We start from the raw sequence: 19,301 nt of genomic DNA on the forward strand, positions 1-19,301 counted from the left end.
ACAATTTCTAAAACTCACTACCGATTTTATTTTTCAATTACCTTTTCCAATTGGGTTGCTCCCATGACCAGATTGGATTGGTGAACTGCGATTAATTCCTGGATCTCAGCAATTACAGCTGCATTTTCTGCTGCAATATCAAAACGCTCGGATGGATCATGAGCCAGGTTATAAAGCTTCAAAGTATCCAGTTTTTCAACTTTGGCAGGATATCCTAGAGGATTGTTTTTATAAAAATAGAGCTTGTAGTCTCCCTTTCTAGCTGCAAAAAGTCTATCTCCATGATAATAAAACATTTCATTTCGGGGAGTTTCATCCTTTCCTGCCAGAACAGGACTTAAGTCAAAACCATCGTAAATTCTATCATTGGGTTTTTCGGTATTGGAAAGGCTGCAAAAGGTAGGCAACAAGTCTAAGGTGCTTCCTATTTTTGATACCACCCCAGGCTTAACATTACCTGGTCCCCAAATGATGGTTGGCACTCGCACACCTCCTTCATAGCTGGTTCCTTTGCCACCAAAAAGGCTACCGCTGCTTCCTCCTTGTTCATTGTAAACCAACCAAGGCCCATTATCAGAGGTAAAAACCACATAGGTGTTTTGATCCAAACCTTCTTGTTTTAAAGTATTCAGGATCTGACCCACACTCCAATCGATTTCTTCAATTACGTCCCCATAGAGTCCTCTTTCGCTACTACCTAAATATTGCTCACTTGCGAATAAAGGAACATGGGGCAAGGAATGGGCCAGATAAATAAAAAAGGGATTTTCTTTATTTTCTTTGATGAGTTTGACTGCCTCTTCGGTGTATCGCTTCGTGATGGTATTCTGATTTGCTGGCCTTTCCACTATACTTTCATTTCGCATCAAAGGCACATTGAAATATTGATATTTCGGTGAGGCAAATGCCTCTTTAGCCTCCACATCATTGACTCGGTCCATATCATTGCTGTAAGGAATCCCAAAATAGGAATCAAAGCCATGGCTGGTGGGCAAGTAGGGAGGTAGATGTCCCAAATGCCATTTGCCTATGGCAGCAGTAGAATAACCTGAACCTTTTAAAAGCTTGGCAATGGTGTTTTCAGAAGCAGGTAGTCCTCCATCAGAATCCGGAAAAAGCACCCTTCTTTTATTGCTAAACATGCCTGTTCTTACCGGAAGTCTTCCCGTCATGATCGCCGATCTGCTGGGAGTACAAACATTGGCAGCAACGTAAAAGTTGGTCCATTTTTGACCCTCCATCGCCATTTGATCAAGATTTGGGGTTTTGATAGTCGGATGTCCAAAAACACCCACATCCCCATAACCTTGATCGTCAGTAAAGATGATGATGAAATTAGGTTTTTGGTTTTGGGCAAAAGAAGAATGAAAAAGCAGCCCAAAAAGTAAAATGGCTATCAAGTATTTCAAGGTTGTTTTCATGGCGTATTTGGGTGTATTGAAAGCTATTGAATAGATCGTTTCTTTAAAATAGAAAGAGCTAATTCCTTTTTTCTTAAATTAAAGAATCTATTGAAAAGGAATTGAATTTGAATCAAAAATTATGGTTTAAAGAATCCCTTTTACAGCTAGAAAATTGTCAATGGATTTTTTTAATCATTCTGAATATAATTTTTTTGAAATGGTAAAAAGGATTAAATACCTATTCCTGTATGTATAAAAGTGCATTTACCCAGTGAAATTCATTTGATGTCTATTAAAGACTTGTTCTGAATTAAGACTCAAAATGACATGCTTTTTATATTAGGGTTTGCGTTATATTTTGCACAATGGTCCCAAATCAACTACTAGTTTCTAAGTACTTTGGGACCTGCTTTAAATAATAAAATTTGATGATAGGAAACAGCCCCGCAGACTTTTCTAAAAGTTTGAACTTACTCCATGAATTTCATGTCCTAAACAATGAAAATGAAACGGAATTAAATGGGATCGCAAAGCTTGCCAGTATTTTGGGCGAGGGGGCAAGTTCTCTGATATTCTTTTATGATAAAGATAGAGTCTGGATCAAGTCCCAGATAGAAGGTGATTTTACTTCCCTTGGAGACTTGTTTTTTTTAAACTATTCGAATTTAAATAAGAATGATTTTTGGATCCTGAATCAGGCTGATTCTGATTTTCCCAAGGAGCTATTATCTCATGATATCTCTCTACTTGCTGCCTGTCCAATAAAAGATGAGTTTGGAAATCTCTTTGGCGCCATTGTAATTCTCCTCAAGAAGAAATCTGATTTATCTGCGGATCAAATGATGGGATTGAAAATCCTTTCAGGAGGAATTGTCAGTTTGCTTTATGACAGAAAAAAGAATGTAGACCTCCGACATTTTGAAAAGATTTTTCAACTGTCTTCAGACCTGGTTTGCTTGGCTGGTAGTGATGGCTACTTCAAAAAAATAAACCCTTCTTTCCAAAAAATCCTAGGTTGGGAAAGCGATGTATTGTTAAATGAGACGTTTTTCAATTATATACATCCTGAGGATATAGAAAAGACAAGCCTTGAAATTCAAAAACTTTCGGAGGGTATTCCGACCATCAATTTTATTGTAAGGTTTAAAACTACGACAGGTTCTTTTAAATTTATTCAGTGGACAGCCTCTCCTGAGCCTGAATCGGGGACAATTTTTGCCATTGGAAGAGATATGACTGAGGAGAGAAAAAGGGAAATAAAACTTATTGAAAGTGAGCAAAAGCTCCGCGTATTTTTTGAAAATTCCCAAGGGCTCATGTGTACTCATGATATGGGGGGTAATTTTCTGTCAGTAAATTCTTCCGGAGCAGGGATTTTGGGCTATACGGCAGAAGAAGTCATGCAGCTCAGTTTGTTTGACATTGTTCCGCAAGACAGGCATTTTGAATTAAAAGGATATCTCAAAGGGATTCAAGCGGAAGGTAGAGCAAGTGGACAAATGCTTACAATGCATAAGGATGGCTCAATTCGAACCTGGCTATTCAATAATGTTCTTGAAAAAAGTGATTTGGATGGGTCCTATTATGTTATTGGTAATGCGATTGACATTACCAAGAGAGCCAAGCTAGAGAAGGAACTAAAGGAAACAAAAGAAATTCTCGAAGAAACCGGTAAAGTAGCCAGAGTTGGAGGTTGGAGTCTTGATCCAATTCAACAAAAAATATTCTGGAGCCCTATGACCAGAAATATCCATGAGGTTCCTGAGGATTATGTACCAGAATTAGAGAAAGGAATCAATTTTTATAAAGAAGGAGAAAGTAGAGAGAAGATTTCTGAGGCTGTGGGATTGGCTATTTCTGAAGGGAAGCCATGGAATCTTGATTTGCAAATTGTTACCTATTTGGGAAATGAAATTTGGGTTAGAGCAATCGGGCAAGCCGAATTTAAAAATGGAGTCTGCACCCGTGTATTTGGGACTTTCCAGGATATAGACAAGGAAAAGAAAACTGAGCTGGAAGCAAACCGAGCTAAAAGACTGTTGGATGATGTATTTAATGCCAGTTCAGAGGTAAGTATCATCGCAACCGATGTGAATGGATTGATAACAGTATTCAACAAAGGAGCTGAAAAATTGCTTGGCTACAAAGCGGAGGAACTTATTGGAAAACACACCCCTAGAATCATTCATTCCCAACAGGAAATAGAGGAATACGGACAGAAATTAACTGAAGAATTTGGTTATAAAATCGAAGGCTTTAGGGTTTTTAATGCCAAAGCGGATCGAGATGGTTCTGATCAAAAAGACTGGACTTATATCGGAAAAGATGGAAGGGAACGTCTAGTTTCTTTGGTAGTGACACCGATTCGGGATGAAGAAAATCAAATAATAGGGTATTTAGGTATTGCCCTGGATATCACTGAAAAGCGAAATATAGAAATTGATTTAATCAATGAGAAAAGCCGTCTAGCTGCATTTGTGGAGCATACACCCGCTGCTGTTTCTATGCTGGACAAAAACATGAACTATATAGCTGTCAGCAACAGATGGCAGGAAGAGTATAAAATGAAGGCAGAAAATGTCATAGGTAAATCTCACTATGACCTGTTCAAAGCCGTGATTAATGAAGAAAGAAAAGCAAATTACGATAGAGTTCTGAAAGGAGAGGTTTTGATTCGGGAAGAAGAAAAAATCCAGTTTCCTGGCGAATCAGAACCATGGTTTCTTTCTTGGGAAATGCGTCCCTGGTATCTCTACAACGGAGAAATAGGTGGGATGATGGCTTTTACACAGAATATTACGCCATTGATTTCGCAGCGCGAAGAATTAAAACAAGCCAAAGAAGCAGCTGAGGAAGCTAGCAAAGCAAAGTCGGAATTTTTGGCCAATATGAGTCATGAAATACGGACACCACTAAATGGAGTTATTGGCTTTACAGATTTGGTTTTAAAGACCAAATTGAATGAGACCCAGTATCAATACCTTTCTATCGTAAATCAAAGCGGTACAGCTTTGCTGGGAATTATCAACGATATCCTGGATTTCTCTAAAATTGAGGCAGGAAAACTGGAGTTGGATATTGAGAAATCCGATCTCTATGAAATGTGTTCCCAAGCAACGGATATCATTACTTATCAGGTTCAAAATAAGGGACTTGAAATGTTGTTGAATATCAGTCCAGATTTACCAAGGTTTATTTATGCGGATGCTGTTAGGCTGAAGCAGATTTTGGTCAATCTATTAGGGAATTCTGCCAAATTCACAGAGAAAGGAGAGATTGAACTTAAAATAGAAAACCTTAAATCTAAAGGTGATTTCAATACCCTTCGTTTCTCGGTTAGAGATACCGGGATTGGTATTAAAGCAGAAAAGCAGGATAAGATTTTTGAGGCTTTCTCTCAGGAAGATAGCTCAACCACCAAAAAGTACGGAGGTACGGGTTTAGGTCTTACAATTTCCAATCGACTTCTTGGTTTGATGGGCAGTAAGCTCCAATTGAAATCCGAACTTGGGAAAGGAAGTACATTCTTCTTTGATGTGACTTTCCAGACTGAGCAAGGTGATGAGATAGATTGGGTCGATGTGGACCAAATCAAAAATGTATTGATAGTAGATGATAATGACAACAATCGACTGATTGTCAATCAAATGTTGTTGCTCAAAAACATACATACCATTGAAGCCACTAATGGATTTGAAGCCCTTCAAATCCTTACAAAAGGTGAGAAGTTTGATGTAATTCTCATGGATTATCACATGCCATATATGAATGGAATAGAGACGATCCGAAAAATCAGAGAGATATTCAGTGAGAATCTGGAAGAGATGCCAATTCTTTTGCTCCATAGTTCTTCTGATGATCAAAAGATTCAACAGGCATGCAAAGAATTAGGAGTGAGGCATCGCTTGATCAAACCACTTAAACTTCATGAACTGTACCATGCCCTGTCTAGAATACATGAGGTAAATACATTGGTGGAGGAAGAAGAGGTTATTTCAAAAGTTGAAAGAGAGGAGTTTACTGTGCTGGTTGCGGAGGACAATCTGGTCAATATGCTTTTGGCTGAGACCATCATTAAAAGATTGATACCTAATGTAACCTTGCTAAAAGCCAAAAATGGTTTGGAGGCATTGGAGTTATGTAAGACGCAAATTCCAGATATCATCTTTATGGATGTGCAAATGCCGGTCATGAATGGCTATGAGGCTACAGGGAGTATCAGAGATCTGAAAAATTTCGGTGCTATTCCAATCATTGCTTTAACTGCTGGAAATGTGAAAGGCGAACGGGAAAAATGTCTGGCAGCAGGAATGAATGATTTTATGGTGAAACCAGTAGTGGAAAAAAATATTGAAGAGGTATTTAAAAATTGGTTATTCAACAAATCAAGGGATGGTAAAAATCCTTCAGATAAGCAGGTAATCAAAGATTTGGTTCACTACGATGAAGAAAAGCTGAATGCCTATGTGGATGGAGATAAGGCTGCTTTGGCAAATATTCTTACTTTGGTCAAAAAGGAATTGAAAGGTTCTCTTTCAGGATTAATGGAAACTATCGCTGCAAAAGATCTAGTTGCGGTAAAAGAAGTAGCCCATAAATTATATGGAACAGCAGTATCCTCTGGTATGGATGTCCTAGCCAAAATGGCTGCAAGAATAGAAGTACTTAAGGAGTTTGATGAGGCAGATTTAAATCATCGCTTTGAAGAAATCAAGATTGAAATCCTTATGCTTTTGGATTTGATTATGGACCAGGAATAACAAGAAAAGGATCAATTTAAATCAAATTGATCCTTTTCATTAAGTCTGCTCTTTTGGATCTGCTAATAGGGATTACCGATTTCTGAATCAGAATAGTATTGTCCTGGATATCAATTATTTTATTCAAGTTGATAATATAGGAACGATGAACTTGGAAGAAAGAATCTTGGGGTAATTTTTCAAAAATCTTACTCAAGGTCGTATGCACATGGAAGGTTTCTTTTTCAGTAAACAGATCAATATAATCTCCTTTTGCCTCTATTAGATTTACTTCATCGGCATTGATTTTTATCAATCGTTTATCAATGTTGATAAAAAAATGATGTGGGGTACTGGTACTGGTATTCGAAGTATTTGAACTTCCTTTTTTGCCTTCTGATAAGATTTTATTCGCCTTTTGCACAGATTTTTTAAATCGATCTGGATCGATAGGTTTCCTGAGAAAATCAATTATCGACTCAAATTCAAATGCTTTGAGAGCAGACTCCTGATCAGAGGTAGTAATAATGATTAGGGGAGGGTTTTTGAGTGTTTGGATAAAATCAAAACCTGTAAAATCAGGCATATGTATATCCAGAAAGATTAAATCAACATCTTCTTTATTCAAAAATCTGAATGCATCCATCGCATTCGAAAAACTTGAGACAAGATTTAATTCAGTTTCTCTTTCACACAAAAAAGTTAAAATTTCTCGTGATACACTTTCGTCATCAACGATAAGACAATTCATACCTAGTTTTTACAATTAGGTAGGAAATTAAGGATTTTAGTTATGATTTCTATGAATTCCACTTGATATTTTAGTTTTCCCTCTCTAAGCGAGTTCTCATGGTCTTCAGTGATCCGGTAAGATTTCTCCATTTGGAAAAATGCGATCTTATGTTTGATTTTATGCACAATTTCAGATGCCCAAAAATAATTTTTGGAATCCATAGCTTGATTGTAGCGTTCAAACTCTTGAGGCAGTTCATCAATTAAAAGCTGGATAATTTTGCTCTTAAATTGATCATTACCGTTTGCCAGGTTTTGTAAATAATTTAAGGATGGATTTTCCATGGTTTGATTTGGCTGGTTTTTATAGCTCCATATACAAAGAGAGGTCTTCTTTATTCTTAAATACTTTTTTGGCTATTGCTAGCGTAAACTCAGAAATCGAATCGACCAATCTATTTTGCTTGAACTCCTCAACCGGATCTGCAACCTCTTTTACAAATGCAAAAATCCAAGATTTAGGATCTTTGATATGGACTATTTGCAATTGACCTTCAAGACTTGTGAAGTGCTCTAAAGCATTGGAAATGAAGCTTCTAAAGATTTTCTCAACCTTTTTTGGATCTCCGTTTATCAGGGGAAGTGTATTGTCGATTTTGTAAAGAAAATCGTTTTGCCCTACCAGCTCAATCATGATTTTTTGGATCATATCGTAGCTATCAATGATTTGGTCTTCATTGGCTAAGCCGTTAAAGGTGATAATTAGGTCCTTTTTAGTAATCATTTGTTTTTGATTGAACTGGTAAGGGAGGTAGGGCAAAACTGGGGTGTTAAACAACTTACTCTCCTTTTAAGATTTTTCAAGGTCTACTGGAGTTTAAGCTCCAGTATTGGATTAATAGGTTGATGGTTTCTATATAAGTTTCTGGTTTAATAGGTTTGATTAAAATACTGTTGACTCCTAATTCTTGGCAGGATTTTAATTCCATGCTGTTACTTGAACTGGTGAAAGCAATCTTTGGGATATGCTTTAATTTATTCACGTCCTTTATTTTTCTTAGGAACTCAATTCCATTCATTTCGGGCATATGGATGTCATGTACGATGATATCCGGTAAATCCTGAAGATTAATGAGCTGGTGAATGGCATCCCACCCATTTTCAGCCATTACCAAATCCACATTCACATCCAAGAGCATCAGGGTTTGGCTGAATCTCAGTCTTTCTACGGCGTCGTCATCAATGAATAAAATTTTCAATTCCTTTTTTTCTTTCAAATATCTCCAGCTTTTAAAAAAGAAAATGCCTTGCAAAGCCCAGATTGAATTAACTATAGATGAACTGTAGTTACCTGTCGACGAATGGTTTTTTAAAAAAAATGGCTTCCTCCAAAATCGGAGAAAGCCATTTCAATAAATGAGTGGAAAATGCCTATTGATTGACCAGTCTGAGTAATAATTCAGGTTCGTCTGTGGTTATAAAGTCAGTTCCCATTTCCAGCAGCCATTTCATATCTTCTTCTTTGTTGACTGTCCATGCATTGACTGTTAGTCCTAATTCTTTGGCTTCTTTGATCCATTGCGGGTTTTTCTTTAAAACTCCGATATTATAATCGAAACCAAAGAAACCAGCTTCTTTTAATTCTGCTGGACTTTTGTCGCCAGAGAGATAAGCTACATTTGCTTTGGGATCAGTGGCTATCGCTTTTAGTCCTCCTTCATAACTGAAAGTGATATAATCGACCCATTTCTGTGCTTTCATTTTCTTTACCGCTTTCACTGATTTTTCTGCAACTTCTTCCGAGCGAGCAACTGAGATCTTGGAAGGTTTGATCTCGAAAATCAATTTTGTTCCTTTTTGCTTCTTTCCAGCTGCCAAGTATTCTTCTACAGTTGATAGCTTTTCTCCATTTTCATGTTTTTTACTTAGCAACTCCTCGTAGCTAGTCGTTTCAATCGGCATTCCCATAAAGTCTGCATCATGGTTGACCACCAAGACTCCATCCGCCGTCATCCAAACATCAAATTCAGATCCTTCACAGCCTAAAGCCACGGCTTCCTGAAGGGATGCAATGCTATTTTGAGGATGGCTATTCGCCTTCCATGCGCCTCGATGGGCTATCACTTTGTTTTTATGGAAAGATTTTTGAGCAAAACTAAAGGGAGTTTGAATGAGCATTGCTAAAAGGAAAAATGCGAGGTAAGACTTCATGGATTGTATTCAATTTTTATTTCCCTAAAAATAGGTTTTCAGATAGAAAAAGGTTTCCTGTTTTTGGTTTCTTTACATAAACTTCATTTTAAATGTCTATTTCGAGTATAGTTTTAACAGTCCCAGAAAAGTCCTTTAACTGGAAAATGGGATCTGCCTTTTTGCTTTGTGTTTTTCTTACTTTTTCAGTTTGCGCACAAAAGAAGGTAGCAATCAGTATAGACGATATCCCAAATACCAAAAAGTATCAAAAGGATGATTTCAAATCAGGACTTCTTCAAAAATTGGACTCTATCCAAATCCCCATTTCGATCTTTGTTATTGAAGGATTGATCTATAAAACCGACTCTATTTCCAAAAACTTTTCCCTCCTAATGGAATGGACTGATAGACCCTATATCACACTAGGAAATCATTCATTCAATCATAGCCGGTCTTCTGAATTGACTGTAGAGCAATTGGAAGAGGAGGTTTTAAAAGGGGAGGCGATATCCAGAGAGCTCGCAAAGCATTTTGGAAAAGAATTGAAATACTTTCGTTTCCCTTTCAATGATTTAGGTAAAGATTCTATCCAACAAAAGGCCTTTAGAGACCAATTGGAATCAATGGGCTATGAAATCATGCCTTTTACAGTGGAAAGTGCAGACTGGATGTTCAATTCTGTATATGAGCATTTTCTTGAAAAAGGAGATCATCAAATGGCAGTTTCAATTGGAGAAGAATATGTGTCTAAAACCTTGGCTTTATTTGAATTCTTTGAAACACTATCGCTTGAAGAATACAATAGGTTGATTCCTCAAATTTATCTCTGCCATGATAATTCCATCAACGAAGCTTACTTGCCGAAGATAATTGAGGAACTAGGAAAAAGGGGGTATGACTTTGTGGGCGTGGAGGAAGCATTAGCCGACCCCGCATATCATCAAACAAATTATTACGATAAAAAATGGGGAGTATCTTGGTTTTATAGATGGATGAAAGACCAAGAAGAGGCAATGATTTGGATGAGAAAAGAGCCTAGTTTGGAAGGTATTCAAAAACAATTTGATGCAATCCAGAATTAATTGAGGTGGAGTTTTGTTAAAAAAGCATTGCAAAAAATTAAAGAAAACTATGACGATCAACTGGAATGATGTAATCAAATATGCCAATAATGGAAATCCTGAACCTCCAAAACGTGTGGAAAAGACGGATGCAGAGTGGAAATCCTTATTGAGCCCTGAAGAATATAGAGTTGCCAGACAAAAAGGGACTGAAAGAGCGCATAGCTCGGATATGTGTAATCTTTTTGAACCGGGAAAATATGCCTGCGTTTGCTGTGGAACTGAATTGTTTGATTCTACGGTAAAGTTTGACAGCGGCACAGGATGGCCTAGTTTCACACAGCCAATAGAACTCAATCACGTAGCCTATACCAAGGATATCAGTTTTGGAATGGTGAGGGTGGAGACTACTTGCAATGTCTGTGATGCACATTTGGGACATGTTTTTCCAGATGGTCCCGCGCCAAGTGGACTTCGCTATTGTATCAATGCAGTCGCACTTAAAAAAATATAAATTGCTTTAGATCCCCTGTGAGTCCTTCTCAGGGGATTTTTCTTTTAATTATATTGTAGAAGTTTAATTCAGCCCAAATGAACCGTTTTCTTCTACTCTTCGCCTTTTTGATTGTAGGCAGCTTTCCTCTTTTTTCTCAGCAATTGACGTATTGCAATCCCATCAATCTGGATTATGGCTATACTCCAATTCCTAATTTTTCTGAGTGGGGAAGGCACAGGGCCACAGCAGATCCTGTCATTGTTAATTACAAAGGAGATTATATTCTGTTTAGTACCAACCAATGGGGCTATTGGACCAGTCCGGATATGTATAACTGGACATTTCATTCCCGCTTGTTTTTGAATCCCTGGAATAAAGTCTACGATGAACTTTGTGCCCCTGCTGTTGGAATAAAAGGGGATACAGTTCTTGTTATGGGCTCTACTTATGAAAAGGATTTTACCATCTGGATGAGTACAGATCCTTTGGCAAATGAATGGAAACCTTTAGTAGAGAAATTTGAAATAGGAGGTTGGGATCCTGATTTTTTCACAGATGATGATAGCAGGTTGTATATGTACAATGGAAGTTCGAATAGATATCCGCTTTATGGAATAGAATTGAATTCCAAAACTTTAGAACCTATTGGCACCAGAAAGGAAATGTACCTATTGGAACCATGGAGATATGGTTGGCAACGCTTTGGAGAACATATGGATAATACGTTCCTAGATCCATTTATGGAAGGAGCACATATGACCAAGCACAATGGAAAGTACTACCTGCAATATGGAGCTCCGGGAACTGAATTCAGCGGTTATTCAGATGGAGTAGTTGTGGGAGATTCCCCCTTGGGGCCATTTACTCCACAATCCGATCCATTGAGTATGAAACTCGGTGGCTTTGCAAGAGGGGCTGGTCATGGTGCGACCTTTCAGGATAATAAGGGAAACTACTGGCATGTAAGTACGATTATGATCTCTGTCAAAAATACCTTCGAAAGAAGGTTAGGAATCTGGCCAGCGGGTTTTGATCAGGATGATGTCATGTGGGCCAATACAGCTTTTGGGGATTATCCTCACTATTTACCGGCCTCGGATAAGCCTGGAGCATTTACTGGTTGGATGCTTCTGAACTATGATAAACCCTTACAGGTTTCCTCAACTTTGGGGAGCTATACTGCGAATAAAGCCAATGATGAGGATCTAAAAACCTATTGGTCTGCTAAAACCGGTGATGCTGGAGAATGGATCCAATCGGATTTAGGCGAGGTAAGTACAGTCAATGCGGTACAGATCAATTATGCTGATCAGGATGTTGCGGATGATCGACTGGGTAAATACAATGATCAGTACCATCAATATGTCTTAAAGTATTCTGTTGACGGTAAAAACTGGAAGGTTTTGGTGGATAAAAGTGCCAATAAAACAGATGTTCCTCATGATTATGTAGAACTCAAAAATCCTGTTCAAGCAAGGTATGTCCGCATGGAAAATATACACATGCCTACTGGTAAATTTGCCTTGAGCGGTTTTCGTGTATTTGGAAAAGGGGCCGGAGAAAAGCCGGAAAAGGTGAATGGATTTGTAGTGCTTAGAACCGAGAAAGACAAAAGAAGTGCTTTTCTTAAATGGCAGCCAGTGGATAATGCCTATGCCTACAACATCTATTACGGTACAGCTCCTGATAAACTTTATGCCAGTATTATGGTGCTTGGCAATAATGAGTATTGGCTTAAAACCATGGATCGCATGAAAGATTATTATTTCACGATTGAAGCCATTAATGAAAACGGAGTAAGTGAGAAAGTAGAGGTTTTAAAGGTTCAATAGATCAGCGGTTGTAAGGATATTCATTGATCCAATGAAATCCTCTTTTGACGAGTTCGTAACTGGATTTGTCTTTTTTACTTCCAATCGCCAAAATCTCTTTTTCTCCAAGCTTTAGAAGAATTTCAAACTGTTCGTTTCCTAGGTCTTTGATATGTAGAGTATGAGGCTTTTTCTCATCCTCTTGATTTCTGATCAGGATTTCACCTCCTTCTTTGATTTCCTGAATCGAAAAGTATTCTTTAGGACCGTATTCTGATTGTAGCATCATGTAGTTCTTTTCCAACATCAGCTTGTTCCAGGCTCGGTTTGCATCAATATCAAAACCGTAATACAAGCCTTCCCAATCATTTTTCATGGTCCTATACTGCTGGCTGATTAGGTGTCCTGAAATGATTGTGATGGGGATATAACCAATGATAAACAGATTGATGACCAACCAAGTAATCTTATGTTTCTTTTTAGAAAAATGAGGTTTGAATTCACCCAAAGTGCTGGTCTTATGTAGGATAAAGAAGTCAAGAATTGGCTTGACTTTAGGCAATAAAACCAAGATCGAGAAGAGCAATAAGTGTGAGGAAAACAGTTTGACAGGTACATCAAATGAAAAGTTGACCAACACAATATTCAGGCAAACGGAAATGGATACGAGTGCCCCTAGAATGGCTGTTCTTCTAAATAGAAGTAAAAAACCTGCTGTGACTTCTGCAAGCCCCATAAATATTTTATAGGTATCAGAATACCCAAAAAATCTCCAAGCCAAGCCCATAGGAGAGATGTTGCCAATTGTAGTTTCCATGGTAGAGAAACTTGGTCCCGGAAATTGTCCTTCCAGGAATTTTGCGACACCATAGGTAATCAGAGTTATTCCAACATAATATCTGGCATAGATCAACGCAGTTCGGTAAAAGGGTTCGGCTTTAGCTCTGGTTTTCTTGATAAAGAAGAAAATCAATCCTATCAAGAGAGCAAGGGAAAACAAAGCAGGAATTCGGACATAATCAAAAGTAGTATCCCCACTTCCCGTCATTTGGATTTTCTCAAAACTGTCCATCCCCAAAATACTATGTCCAAAAAAGAGAATATACTTTTCCTGAACTGCTAAAGCATATTTAGAGAATAATTCATGGGCATAAGGCACATGGTTTAAAGGAAAAGGAAATCCATAAAGAAGGATATAAATACCTATTGCATATAAAGCAAACTGCTTGATGGGATTGGATTGTATCATAAGCCTTGGTAAAAAGTTAAATTCAAAACTATTGAAAATTAGAAGCCCGCAAATTGACTTAAATATTTTTAACTAATATTCAATTCAATTTTTATAGAGAAGTAGGGAATTGATTTTGGAGAAAACTGGTTTTAAGTCAGAAATTCGGAAAACCATGGAAATAGGAATAGATAGTTTTGCAGCTACAGAGGCTGGAGATGTTCAGATTGATGCGCAAAAAAGTGTGGATTCTTTAGAGCAATAGCTTGAGAGAATTGTCCATGCCGACCAAGTTGGCTTAGATGTATTTGGAATTGGAGAGCATCATAGAAAAGAATTTTTGGACTCTGCCACAGCAATTATTCTTGCAGCAGCTGCGGCAAGAACGAAAAACATCAAATTGACCTCTGCAGTATCAGTGATTTCGGCAGCCGATCCAGTTCGGGTTTTTCAGGAATTCGCTACTCTGGACTTGATCTCCAAAGGAAGAGCCGAAATTGTTGCTGGTAGAGGATCCTTCACAGAAGCTTTTCCTCTTTTTGGCCTTAAACTGAATGATTACGATAAACTTTTCGCAGAAAAGTTGGGTCTATTGCTTCAGATCAGAGATAATGAAACTGTTACCTGGCAAGGACAATTTAGACCTGCATTAAATAACCAGAGTATTTACCCTAGACCTTTTCAGAAAAAGCTTCCCATTTGGTTGGGTGTTGGCGGCACTCCGGGCTCTTTTGCTAGAGCTGGAGCCTTAGGCTTACCCCTGATGGTAGCAGTGATCGGTGGAGAAACGCATAGATTTAGGCCATTGATTGATTTGTACCGAGAAGCAGGAGATAAAGCCGGGCATAGTCAGGATATTTTGAAAGTTGGCTTACATTCCTTGGGCTATGTCGGTAATTCGAGAGAATTGGCTTTGGATAATTATTATCCTGGCTATGCAGAGACATTTACCAGAATCGGAAAAGAAAGAGGTTGGCCTCCTGTGACATGGAATCATTTTTATGCCCAAACGGGGAAGACGGGAGCATTGGTTATTGGTGATCCGCAAGAAGTGGCAGAAAAAATACTGCGACATTCTGAATCCTTGGGAGGTATTTCACGATTTACTTTCCAGATGGATAATGCTGGTTTGAGCCATGAACAGTTGATGGAGTCGATTTTTTTGATTGGTGAGGAAGTTGCCCCGATTGTTCGGAAGGAAGTCGGTAAATAGAAAATCAGGAGTGCATTTCTCCTTGGTTTTCTTTAATAGGCTTATCTTACATCATGAATATTCGAAAAGGGAATGATGAGGATGTTCCCAAAATCATAGAGCTTCTCAGAGTTTCATTAGGAGAATCCATGATTCCAAAGTCAGAGATACTTTGGAACTGGAAACATGTTGCTAATCCATTTGGGAAGTCCCCAGTTTTGGTAGCGGAAGAAGGAGATCGACTTCTTGGAGTCCGTGCATTTTTGAAATGGGAGTTTCAATCAGGAGGAAAAATCAGAAAAGCCTGCAGGGCTGTGGATACGGCAGTTCATCCGGAATTCCAGGGGCAAGGTCTTTTTATTAAACTCACTTTGGGTTTGATTGAATCCTTAAATGAGAATGGAGTAGATTTTATTTACAATACTCCCAATGCTTCCAGTACTCCCGGATATATGAAAATGGGCTGGGAGAAATGGGGTAAACTCCCTCTCAAATTGGATTTTCACCTAAGTGTTGGGAAAAATAATCATACTTTGGAACCTGAAAATTGGGATACTATTTCGGAATTGGTAGCAAAGATTGAAGATTCAAAGCATGCTGAAAACCAGACAAATTTAAAGCCTGGCTACTTAAAATGGCGCTACTCTGATTGCCCTTTATTTCCCTATTATTTTTTGACTGACCAGCAGCACTATTTATTGTTTTATAGGATTAAGGAGGGCAAAATGGGGAGGGAGATAAGGATTACTGATTTATTTACTTTGGAAGAATTTCAGGATTCCGATAAAAAACAAATTTGTAATCAGCTTAAAGTGATTCAAAAACTATCAGGGGCAAGATTTACATCATTTTCAGGCCTCCGATATTTGGAACAGAATGCTATTTCTTTAGGAATTCTACCAATCTTAAAAGCCGGTCCAGAAGTGACCCTGAGAAAAGTAAATCCAGATTTTGATCCTTTTGCTCAAAATTGGAAATGGTCCTTGGGGGATTTGGAAGTTTTCTAGACAAAATCTTTGCAACTTTTATCGCTTTACTTTTAGAAATCCCAGAGCTAATTCCCGAATTAATTCGTAATTCCCATTCATCCATTTAATTTTAAAAATCTACTTGTCCAATTTCCATATATTTACAGGACTTTCTTTAGAAAAGAAATATGAGAAAATTATTACCCTTACTTTTTCTGAGCTTGCTGGCTGTCAGTTGTATCAGTAATAAGCGCATCACCTATTTGCAGAACTTACCGGATAATGAGCCTATCGAACTCGATGAGTTTATTCCTTTTGCAGAAGTTGATTACAAATATATTTTGCAGCCTTTTGATATCGTAGAGATAGATTTTGCTTCTTCAGATGAGGAACTTACCAAGGCCTTTTCCTATCAGAACAATGGAACTGGTGGCTTATCTGGAATGGGAGGAACTGGTGGCGGTGGAGGCCAAGGTTCTGATCCTTTGTATTTTAGAGGATATAGTATTGATCAGGCAGGGGAAGTAGAGGTTCCAAAGCTGGGTAAGATTCACATTGCCGGAATGACTGAGGAGGAAGCAAAGGATAAAGTGCAGGAAGCTATCAATGAATTCTTCAAAGAAGAGGTTTATGTTCGTCTGAGGATTGCTGGAATACGTTACACTACACTGGGAGAGTTTAATAGTGTTGGGGTAAAAGTCATTTATAAGAACAGAGCTACAATATTTGATGCGCTGGCAAATTCAGGTGAAACAAGCCTTTTAGGAAAAAAGAACAAACTTTTCATTATTCGTCAATATGATGGAGGTACAAAAATCCATCAGATTAATTTAAATGATAGAGGGATTTTGGCTAGCCCATTTTATTTTATTCAGCCAAATGATATCTTGTATATGGAACCGATGAATATCAGACAGATCGGTAACGCGGACAATTTAACAGCGTCTTTAGCATTGTTTGCTGGATTATTGGCCTCTACTTTGTTGATAATTAATTTAGTGACGGGGAATTAAGGATTATGGAGAAGTTAGACTTAAGTCAACTCGATAACGAAGAGAAAGCATTAGAGATCAGGTATGTAGTGGCCAAATACATTCGCTATTGGCCTTGGTACGCACTTTTTATTATTCTTTTTGTCTCTGCTACTTTTTTGTTCCATCGCTATACAGTGGATGAATACGAAGTGACTGGTTCCATGATTATCAAGACCAACACCTCTCCTGAAGCAAGAATCCTAGATAGATCCAATATATTTTCTTCCGGCATCAATCTGGAAAATGACATCTTAAGACTGCGATCAAAGAACTTAGCCCATGAGGCTTTGAAAAAGGTCCATTTTGATGTAGAGTATTATGCTAAAACCAATATCAAGGCTATTGAACTCTACGATCGTTCTCCCATCAGAATAGATGTAGATTGGGATCATTTTCAAGTCACTGATGCTCCCTCCGAATTGCAAATCTTATCGGAAGAGAATTTTAGAATAGTACCGGAAGAAACCAGCTTTATGGATTTTAATTCTGCTATGGCAGCGGGAGATGAATCCATTTATAATAAGACTTTCACCTTTGGAGAGGAAATAGAAACCAGCAGATCCAAGTTTACCGTCTTTTTGGTCAATCCAGGAAGAGCCGGCGAGTCAGTCGTTTTTCAATTGAAAAACCCAACCGTTTTGGAGGAACAATTAGGTAGATCTATCAATGTCACCTTGGTGAATGAGTATAGCTCTGTGTTAAGACTAAGCACCAATACTAAAGTGGTGGAAAAGGGTAGGGATTATATTAATGCTTTGATGTCCTCTTACATTGATTATGATCTGAATGAGAAAAACAGAATCCAAGAAAATACCATCCGATTCATTGAGGAGCAATTGGGGTTTTTAGAGGATTCTCTAAAGAATAAAGAACAGGAACTGCAGCAGTTTAAAGTGGATAATAAAATGCTGGATGTCTCAGCAGAATTTTCAAATATCTTATCAAAGATGAATAATCTGGATGAGATGAAAGCGGAGATAGATTATCAGCTGAATTACTTCGAGCAAATCCGTTCCTACATGCAGCAGAAGAGCAAGGATTTTTCTGATGTGATTGCCCCTTCTGTTATTGGAGTTCCAGACCCACTTTTAAATGGATTGATTCAAACCCTAGTTACCCTTTCACAGGATCGAAGAAAGTTATTGGCCACAGTCAATGATAACCACCCGGAAGTACTCAAGATTGATGTGCAAATGGAAAAGGTTCAGGAAGGTCTTTTCGAGAATGTGGTGAATTTGATCGCCAATACCAGACAGAAAAGAGCCAATATCCAAAATGACATAGATTTTTATGATTCTCAGTTTGCGACATTGCCTGAATCAGAATCCCAATACACCGGAATTTTTCGTGAGTTTAAGTTAAGGGAGTCTTTATATACCTATTTGCTGGAAAAAAGAGCTGAGGCAGGTATTGCCATGGCTTCCAACGTTTCGGATAATTCAATTTTGGATTATGCAAAAAGGGGAACGCTAATCTTCCCAAAAAAGCAGCAGAATTATGGTTTAGCCATCGTTTTAGGCTTTTTGATTCCATTTGGATTTATTGTGGTTCGGGATATTTTCGATGATACCATCAAAGATCAGCGGGATCTTAAAAAGAACTTTATGATACCACAATTGGGTATTATTGGGTACAGCCAAAAGGAGACGAATCAGGTGGTTTTGGAACATCCCAAATCTGCTGTAGCAGAATCCTTTAGATCTTTAAGATCAGCGATTACTTATTTGGCAAGTGGGAAAAACACCAAGAAAATATTGGTCACCTCTTCTGTTTCTGGTGAAGGGAAGACTTTTACCTCTTTGAACTTGGCTTCAGCCATGGCATTGGGTTCCAAAAAAACAGTGGTAGTGGGAGGGGATTTGAGAAGACCAAAATTGGCTTCATACTTTGGACATTCTGAAAAAGTGGGACTTTCTACCTATTTAATTGGCAAAGTAGAAGCTGAACAGATCGTGTTTAAAAGCCAGCATGATAACTTATATTTTGTGCCCTCAGGTGTGATTCCTCCCAATCCGGCAGAGCTTCTTCAAACACAGCGATTGAAGGATTTCCTTCAGTTTTTGGAAGAGCGATTTGATGTAGTGATTTTTGATACACCTCCTATGGGGTTGGTTTCTGAGACTATCGATTTGATGCGTCTTTTTGACATCAATCTCTATGTTGTGAGACAAAGTTATACTGTCAAGGATCACTTGGTTATGATCAACGACTTGTTTAATAATAAGCAGGTGAAAAACGTATATGGAGTCTTCAATGGCATTATCAACTCAGGATACCATTACGAAGGTTACAATTACGGGTACGGTAATACATACCTCTATTCTCAAAATAATAAATACATGTACAATTATTATGGAGAGGATCTTGAAACCAAAAAGAAGAGGATCAGAAAGATGGATACAACGCTTTGGAAAAAAATCAAAAAAGCTTTCCGGGTTAAATAA

At 38.1% G+C, this 19,301-nt stretch carries 15 protein-coding genes; 8 read left to right on the top strand and 7 right to left on the bottom strand.

The annotated features are described in order from the left end of the window. Positions 1 to 26: 26 nt before the first annotated feature. Positions 27 to 1,421 (bottom strand): sulfatase family protein, encoded by a 1,395-nt coding sequence (locus J0A69_RS12820; RefSeq protein WP_206587004.1) that lies wholly within the window; start codon positions 1,419 to 1,421, stop codon positions 27 to 29. 410 nt (positions 1,422 to 1,831) lie between these two features. Here J0A69_RS12820 and J0A69_RS12825 point away from each other — a divergent pair, with 410 nt between their 5' ends. After that, entirely contained in the window at positions 1,832 to 6,163 is a 4,332-nt protein-coding gene (locus J0A69_RS12825; RefSeq protein ID WP_206587005.1) for a PAS domain S-box protein, read from the top strand. A 16-nt stretch (positions 6,164 to 6,179) separates the two neighbouring features. Here J0A69_RS12825 and J0A69_RS12830 read toward each other — a convergent pair whose 3' ends face one another. The 5 genes from J0A69_RS12830 to J0A69_RS12850 form a co-directional block, all read right to left on the bottom strand. Next, positions 6,180 to 6,893: a LytR/AlgR family response regulator transcription factor gene (locus J0A69_RS12830; protein ID WP_206587006.1), complete on the bottom strand. Its 714-nt coding sequence runs from the start codon at positions 6,891 to 6,893 to the stop codon at positions 6,180 to 6,182. Positions 6,894 to 6,895: 2 nt separating this feature from the next. Then, positions 6,896 to 7,219 (bottom strand): hypothetical protein, encoded by a 324-nt coding sequence (locus J0A69_RS12835; RefSeq protein WP_206587007.1) that lies wholly within the window; start codon positions 7,217 to 7,219, stop codon positions 6,896 to 6,898. Positions 7,220 to 7,238: 19 nt separating this feature from the next. Further along, positions 7,239 to 7,658, bottom strand: a complete 420-nt coding sequence (locus tag J0A69_RS12840) for a hypothetical protein (protein WP_206587008.1) — start codon at positions 7,656 to 7,658, stop codon at positions 7,239 to 7,241. A gap of 76 nt (positions 7,659 to 7,734) precedes the next feature. Next, entirely contained in the window at positions 7,735 to 8,151 is a 417-nt protein-coding gene (locus J0A69_RS12845) for a response regulator (RefSeq protein WP_206587009.1), read from the bottom strand. 154 nt (positions 8,152 to 8,305) lie between these two features. After that, positions 8,306 to 9,085 carry a glycerophosphodiester phosphodiesterase gene (locus tag J0A69_RS12850; RefSeq protein ID WP_206587010.1) on the bottom strand — a complete coding sequence of 260 codons (780 nt, stop codon included), beginning with the start codon at positions 9,083 to 9,085 and terminating at the stop codon, positions 8,306 to 8,308. 92 nt (positions 9,086 to 9,177) lie between these two features. Between J0A69_RS12850 and J0A69_RS12855 the strand changes: the two genes are divergently transcribed. The 3 genes from J0A69_RS12855 to J0A69_RS12865 all read left to right on the top strand — a co-directional run bounded on the left by J0A69_RS12855 (position 9,178) and on the right by J0A69_RS12865 (position 12,456). Then, positions 9,178 to 10,149 carry a polysaccharide deacetylase family protein gene (locus J0A69_RS12855; protein WP_206587011.1) on the top strand — a complete coding sequence of 324 codons (972 nt, stop codon included), beginning with the start codon at positions 9,178 to 9,180 and terminating at the stop codon, positions 10,147 to 10,149. A gap of 49 nt (positions 10,150 to 10,198) precedes the next feature. Next, the gene (msrB, locus tag J0A69_RS12860) at positions 10,199 to 10,642 is read left to right on the top strand and encodes a peptide-methionine (R)-S-oxide reductase MsrB (protein WP_206587012.1); all 444 of its coding nucleotides are present in this window, start codon (positions 10,199 to 10,201) and stop codon (positions 10,640 to 10,642) included. Between the two features lie 77 nt (positions 10,643 to 10,719). Further along, positions 10,720 to 12,456, top strand: a complete 1,737-nt coding sequence (locus J0A69_RS12865) for a discoidin domain-containing protein (protein ID WP_206587013.1) — start codon at positions 10,720 to 10,722, stop codon at positions 12,454 to 12,456. A gap of 1 nt (position 12,457) precedes the next feature. Here J0A69_RS12865 and J0A69_RS12870 read toward each other — a convergent pair whose 3' ends face one another. Further along, the gene (locus J0A69_RS12870; RefSeq protein WP_206587014.1) at positions 12,458 to 13,684 is read right to left on the bottom strand and encodes a hypothetical protein; all 1,227 of its coding nucleotides are present in this window, start codon (positions 13,682 to 13,684) and stop codon (positions 12,458 to 12,460) included. A 253-nt stretch (positions 13,685 to 13,937) separates the two neighbouring features. Here J0A69_RS12870 and J0A69_RS12875 point away from each other — a divergent pair, with 253 nt between their 5' ends. The 4 genes from J0A69_RS12875 to J0A69_RS12890 all read left to right on the top strand — a co-directional run bounded on the left by J0A69_RS12875 (position 13,938) and on the right by J0A69_RS12890 (position 19,301). Beyond that, a complete protein-coding gene (locus J0A69_RS12875; protein WP_317194876.1) occupies positions 13,938 to 14,876 on the top strand; it encodes an Atu2307/SP_0267 family LLM class monooxygenase in 939 nt (312 codons plus the stop codon). A gap of 53 nt (positions 14,877 to 14,929) precedes the next feature. Then, positions 14,930 to 15,862, top strand: a complete 933-nt coding sequence (locus J0A69_RS12880) for a GNAT family N-acetyltransferase (RefSeq protein ID WP_206587015.1) — start codon at positions 14,930 to 14,932, stop codon at positions 15,860 to 15,862. A gap of 149 nt (positions 15,863 to 16,011) precedes the next feature. Beyond that, complete coding sequence (locus tag J0A69_RS12885) at positions 16,012 to 16,836, top strand: polysaccharide biosynthesis/export family protein (protein ID WP_206587016.1); 825 nt, start codon at positions 16,012 to 16,014, stop codon at positions 16,834 to 16,836. A 5-nt stretch (positions 16,837 to 16,841) separates the two neighbouring features. Next, positions 16,842 to 19,301: a GumC family protein gene (locus J0A69_RS12890; protein ID WP_206587017.1), complete on the top strand. Its 2,460-nt coding sequence runs from the start codon at positions 16,842 to 16,844 to the stop codon at positions 19,299 to 19,301.

It is taken from the genome of Algoriphagus pacificus (genome assembly GCF_017254845.1).
In the GTDB taxonomy this organism is placed as follows: Bacteria; Bacteroidota; Bacteroidia; order Cytophagales; family Cyclobacteriaceae; genus Algoriphagus; species Algoriphagus pacificus.

Excerpts from the sequence above, each read along its gene's own strand:
- J0A69_RS12890 (WP_206587017.1), top strand. The coding sequence starts at position 16,842 with ATGGAGAAGTTAGACTTAAGTCAACTCGATAACGAAGAGAAAGCATTA.
- J0A69_RS12830 (WP_206587006.1), bottom strand. The coding sequence starts at position 6,893 with ATGAATTGTCTTATCGTTGATGACGAAAGTGTATCACGAGAAATTTTA.
- J0A69_RS12840 (WP_206587008.1), bottom strand. The coding sequence starts at position 7,658 with ATGATTACTAAAAAGGACCTAATTATCACCTTTAACGGCTTAGCCAAT.
- J0A69_RS12835 (WP_206587007.1), bottom strand. The coding sequence starts at position 7,219 with ATGGAAAATCCATCCTTAAATTATTTACAAAACCTGGCAAACGGTAAT.
- J0A69_RS12870 (WP_206587014.1), bottom strand. The coding sequence starts at position 13,684 with ATGATACAATCCAATCCCATCAAGCAGTTTGCTTTATATGCAATAGGT.
- J0A69_RS12855 (WP_206587011.1), top strand. The coding sequence starts at position 9,178 with ATGTCTATTTCGAGTATAGTTTTAACAGTCCCAGAAAAGTCCTTTAAC.
- J0A69_RS12880 (WP_206587015.1), top strand. The coding sequence starts at position 14,930 with ATGAATATTCGAAAAGGGAATGATGAGGATGTTCCCAAAATCATAGAG.
- J0A69_RS12820 (WP_206587004.1), bottom strand. The coding sequence starts at position 1,421 with ATGAAAACAACCTTGAAATACTTGATAGCCATTTTACTTTTTGGGCTG.
- J0A69_RS12865 (WP_206587013.1), top strand. The coding sequence starts at position 10,720 with ATGAACCGTTTTCTTCTACTCTTCGCCTTTTTGATTGTAGGCAGCTTT.
- msrB (WP_206587012.1), top strand. The coding sequence starts at position 10,199 with ATGACGATCAACTGGAATGATGTAATCAAATATGCCAATAATGGAAAT.
- J0A69_RS12885 (WP_206587016.1), top strand. The coding sequence starts at position 16,012 with ATGAGAAAATTATTACCCTTACTTTTTCTGAGCTTGCTGGCTGTCAGT.
- J0A69_RS12825 (WP_206587005.1), top strand. The coding sequence starts at position 1,832 with ATGATAGGAAACAGCCCCGCAGACTTTTCTAAAAGTTTGAACTTACTC.
- J0A69_RS12850 (WP_206587010.1), bottom strand. The coding sequence starts at position 9,085 with ATGAAGTCTTACCTCGCATTTTTCCTTTTAGCAATGCTCATTCAAACT.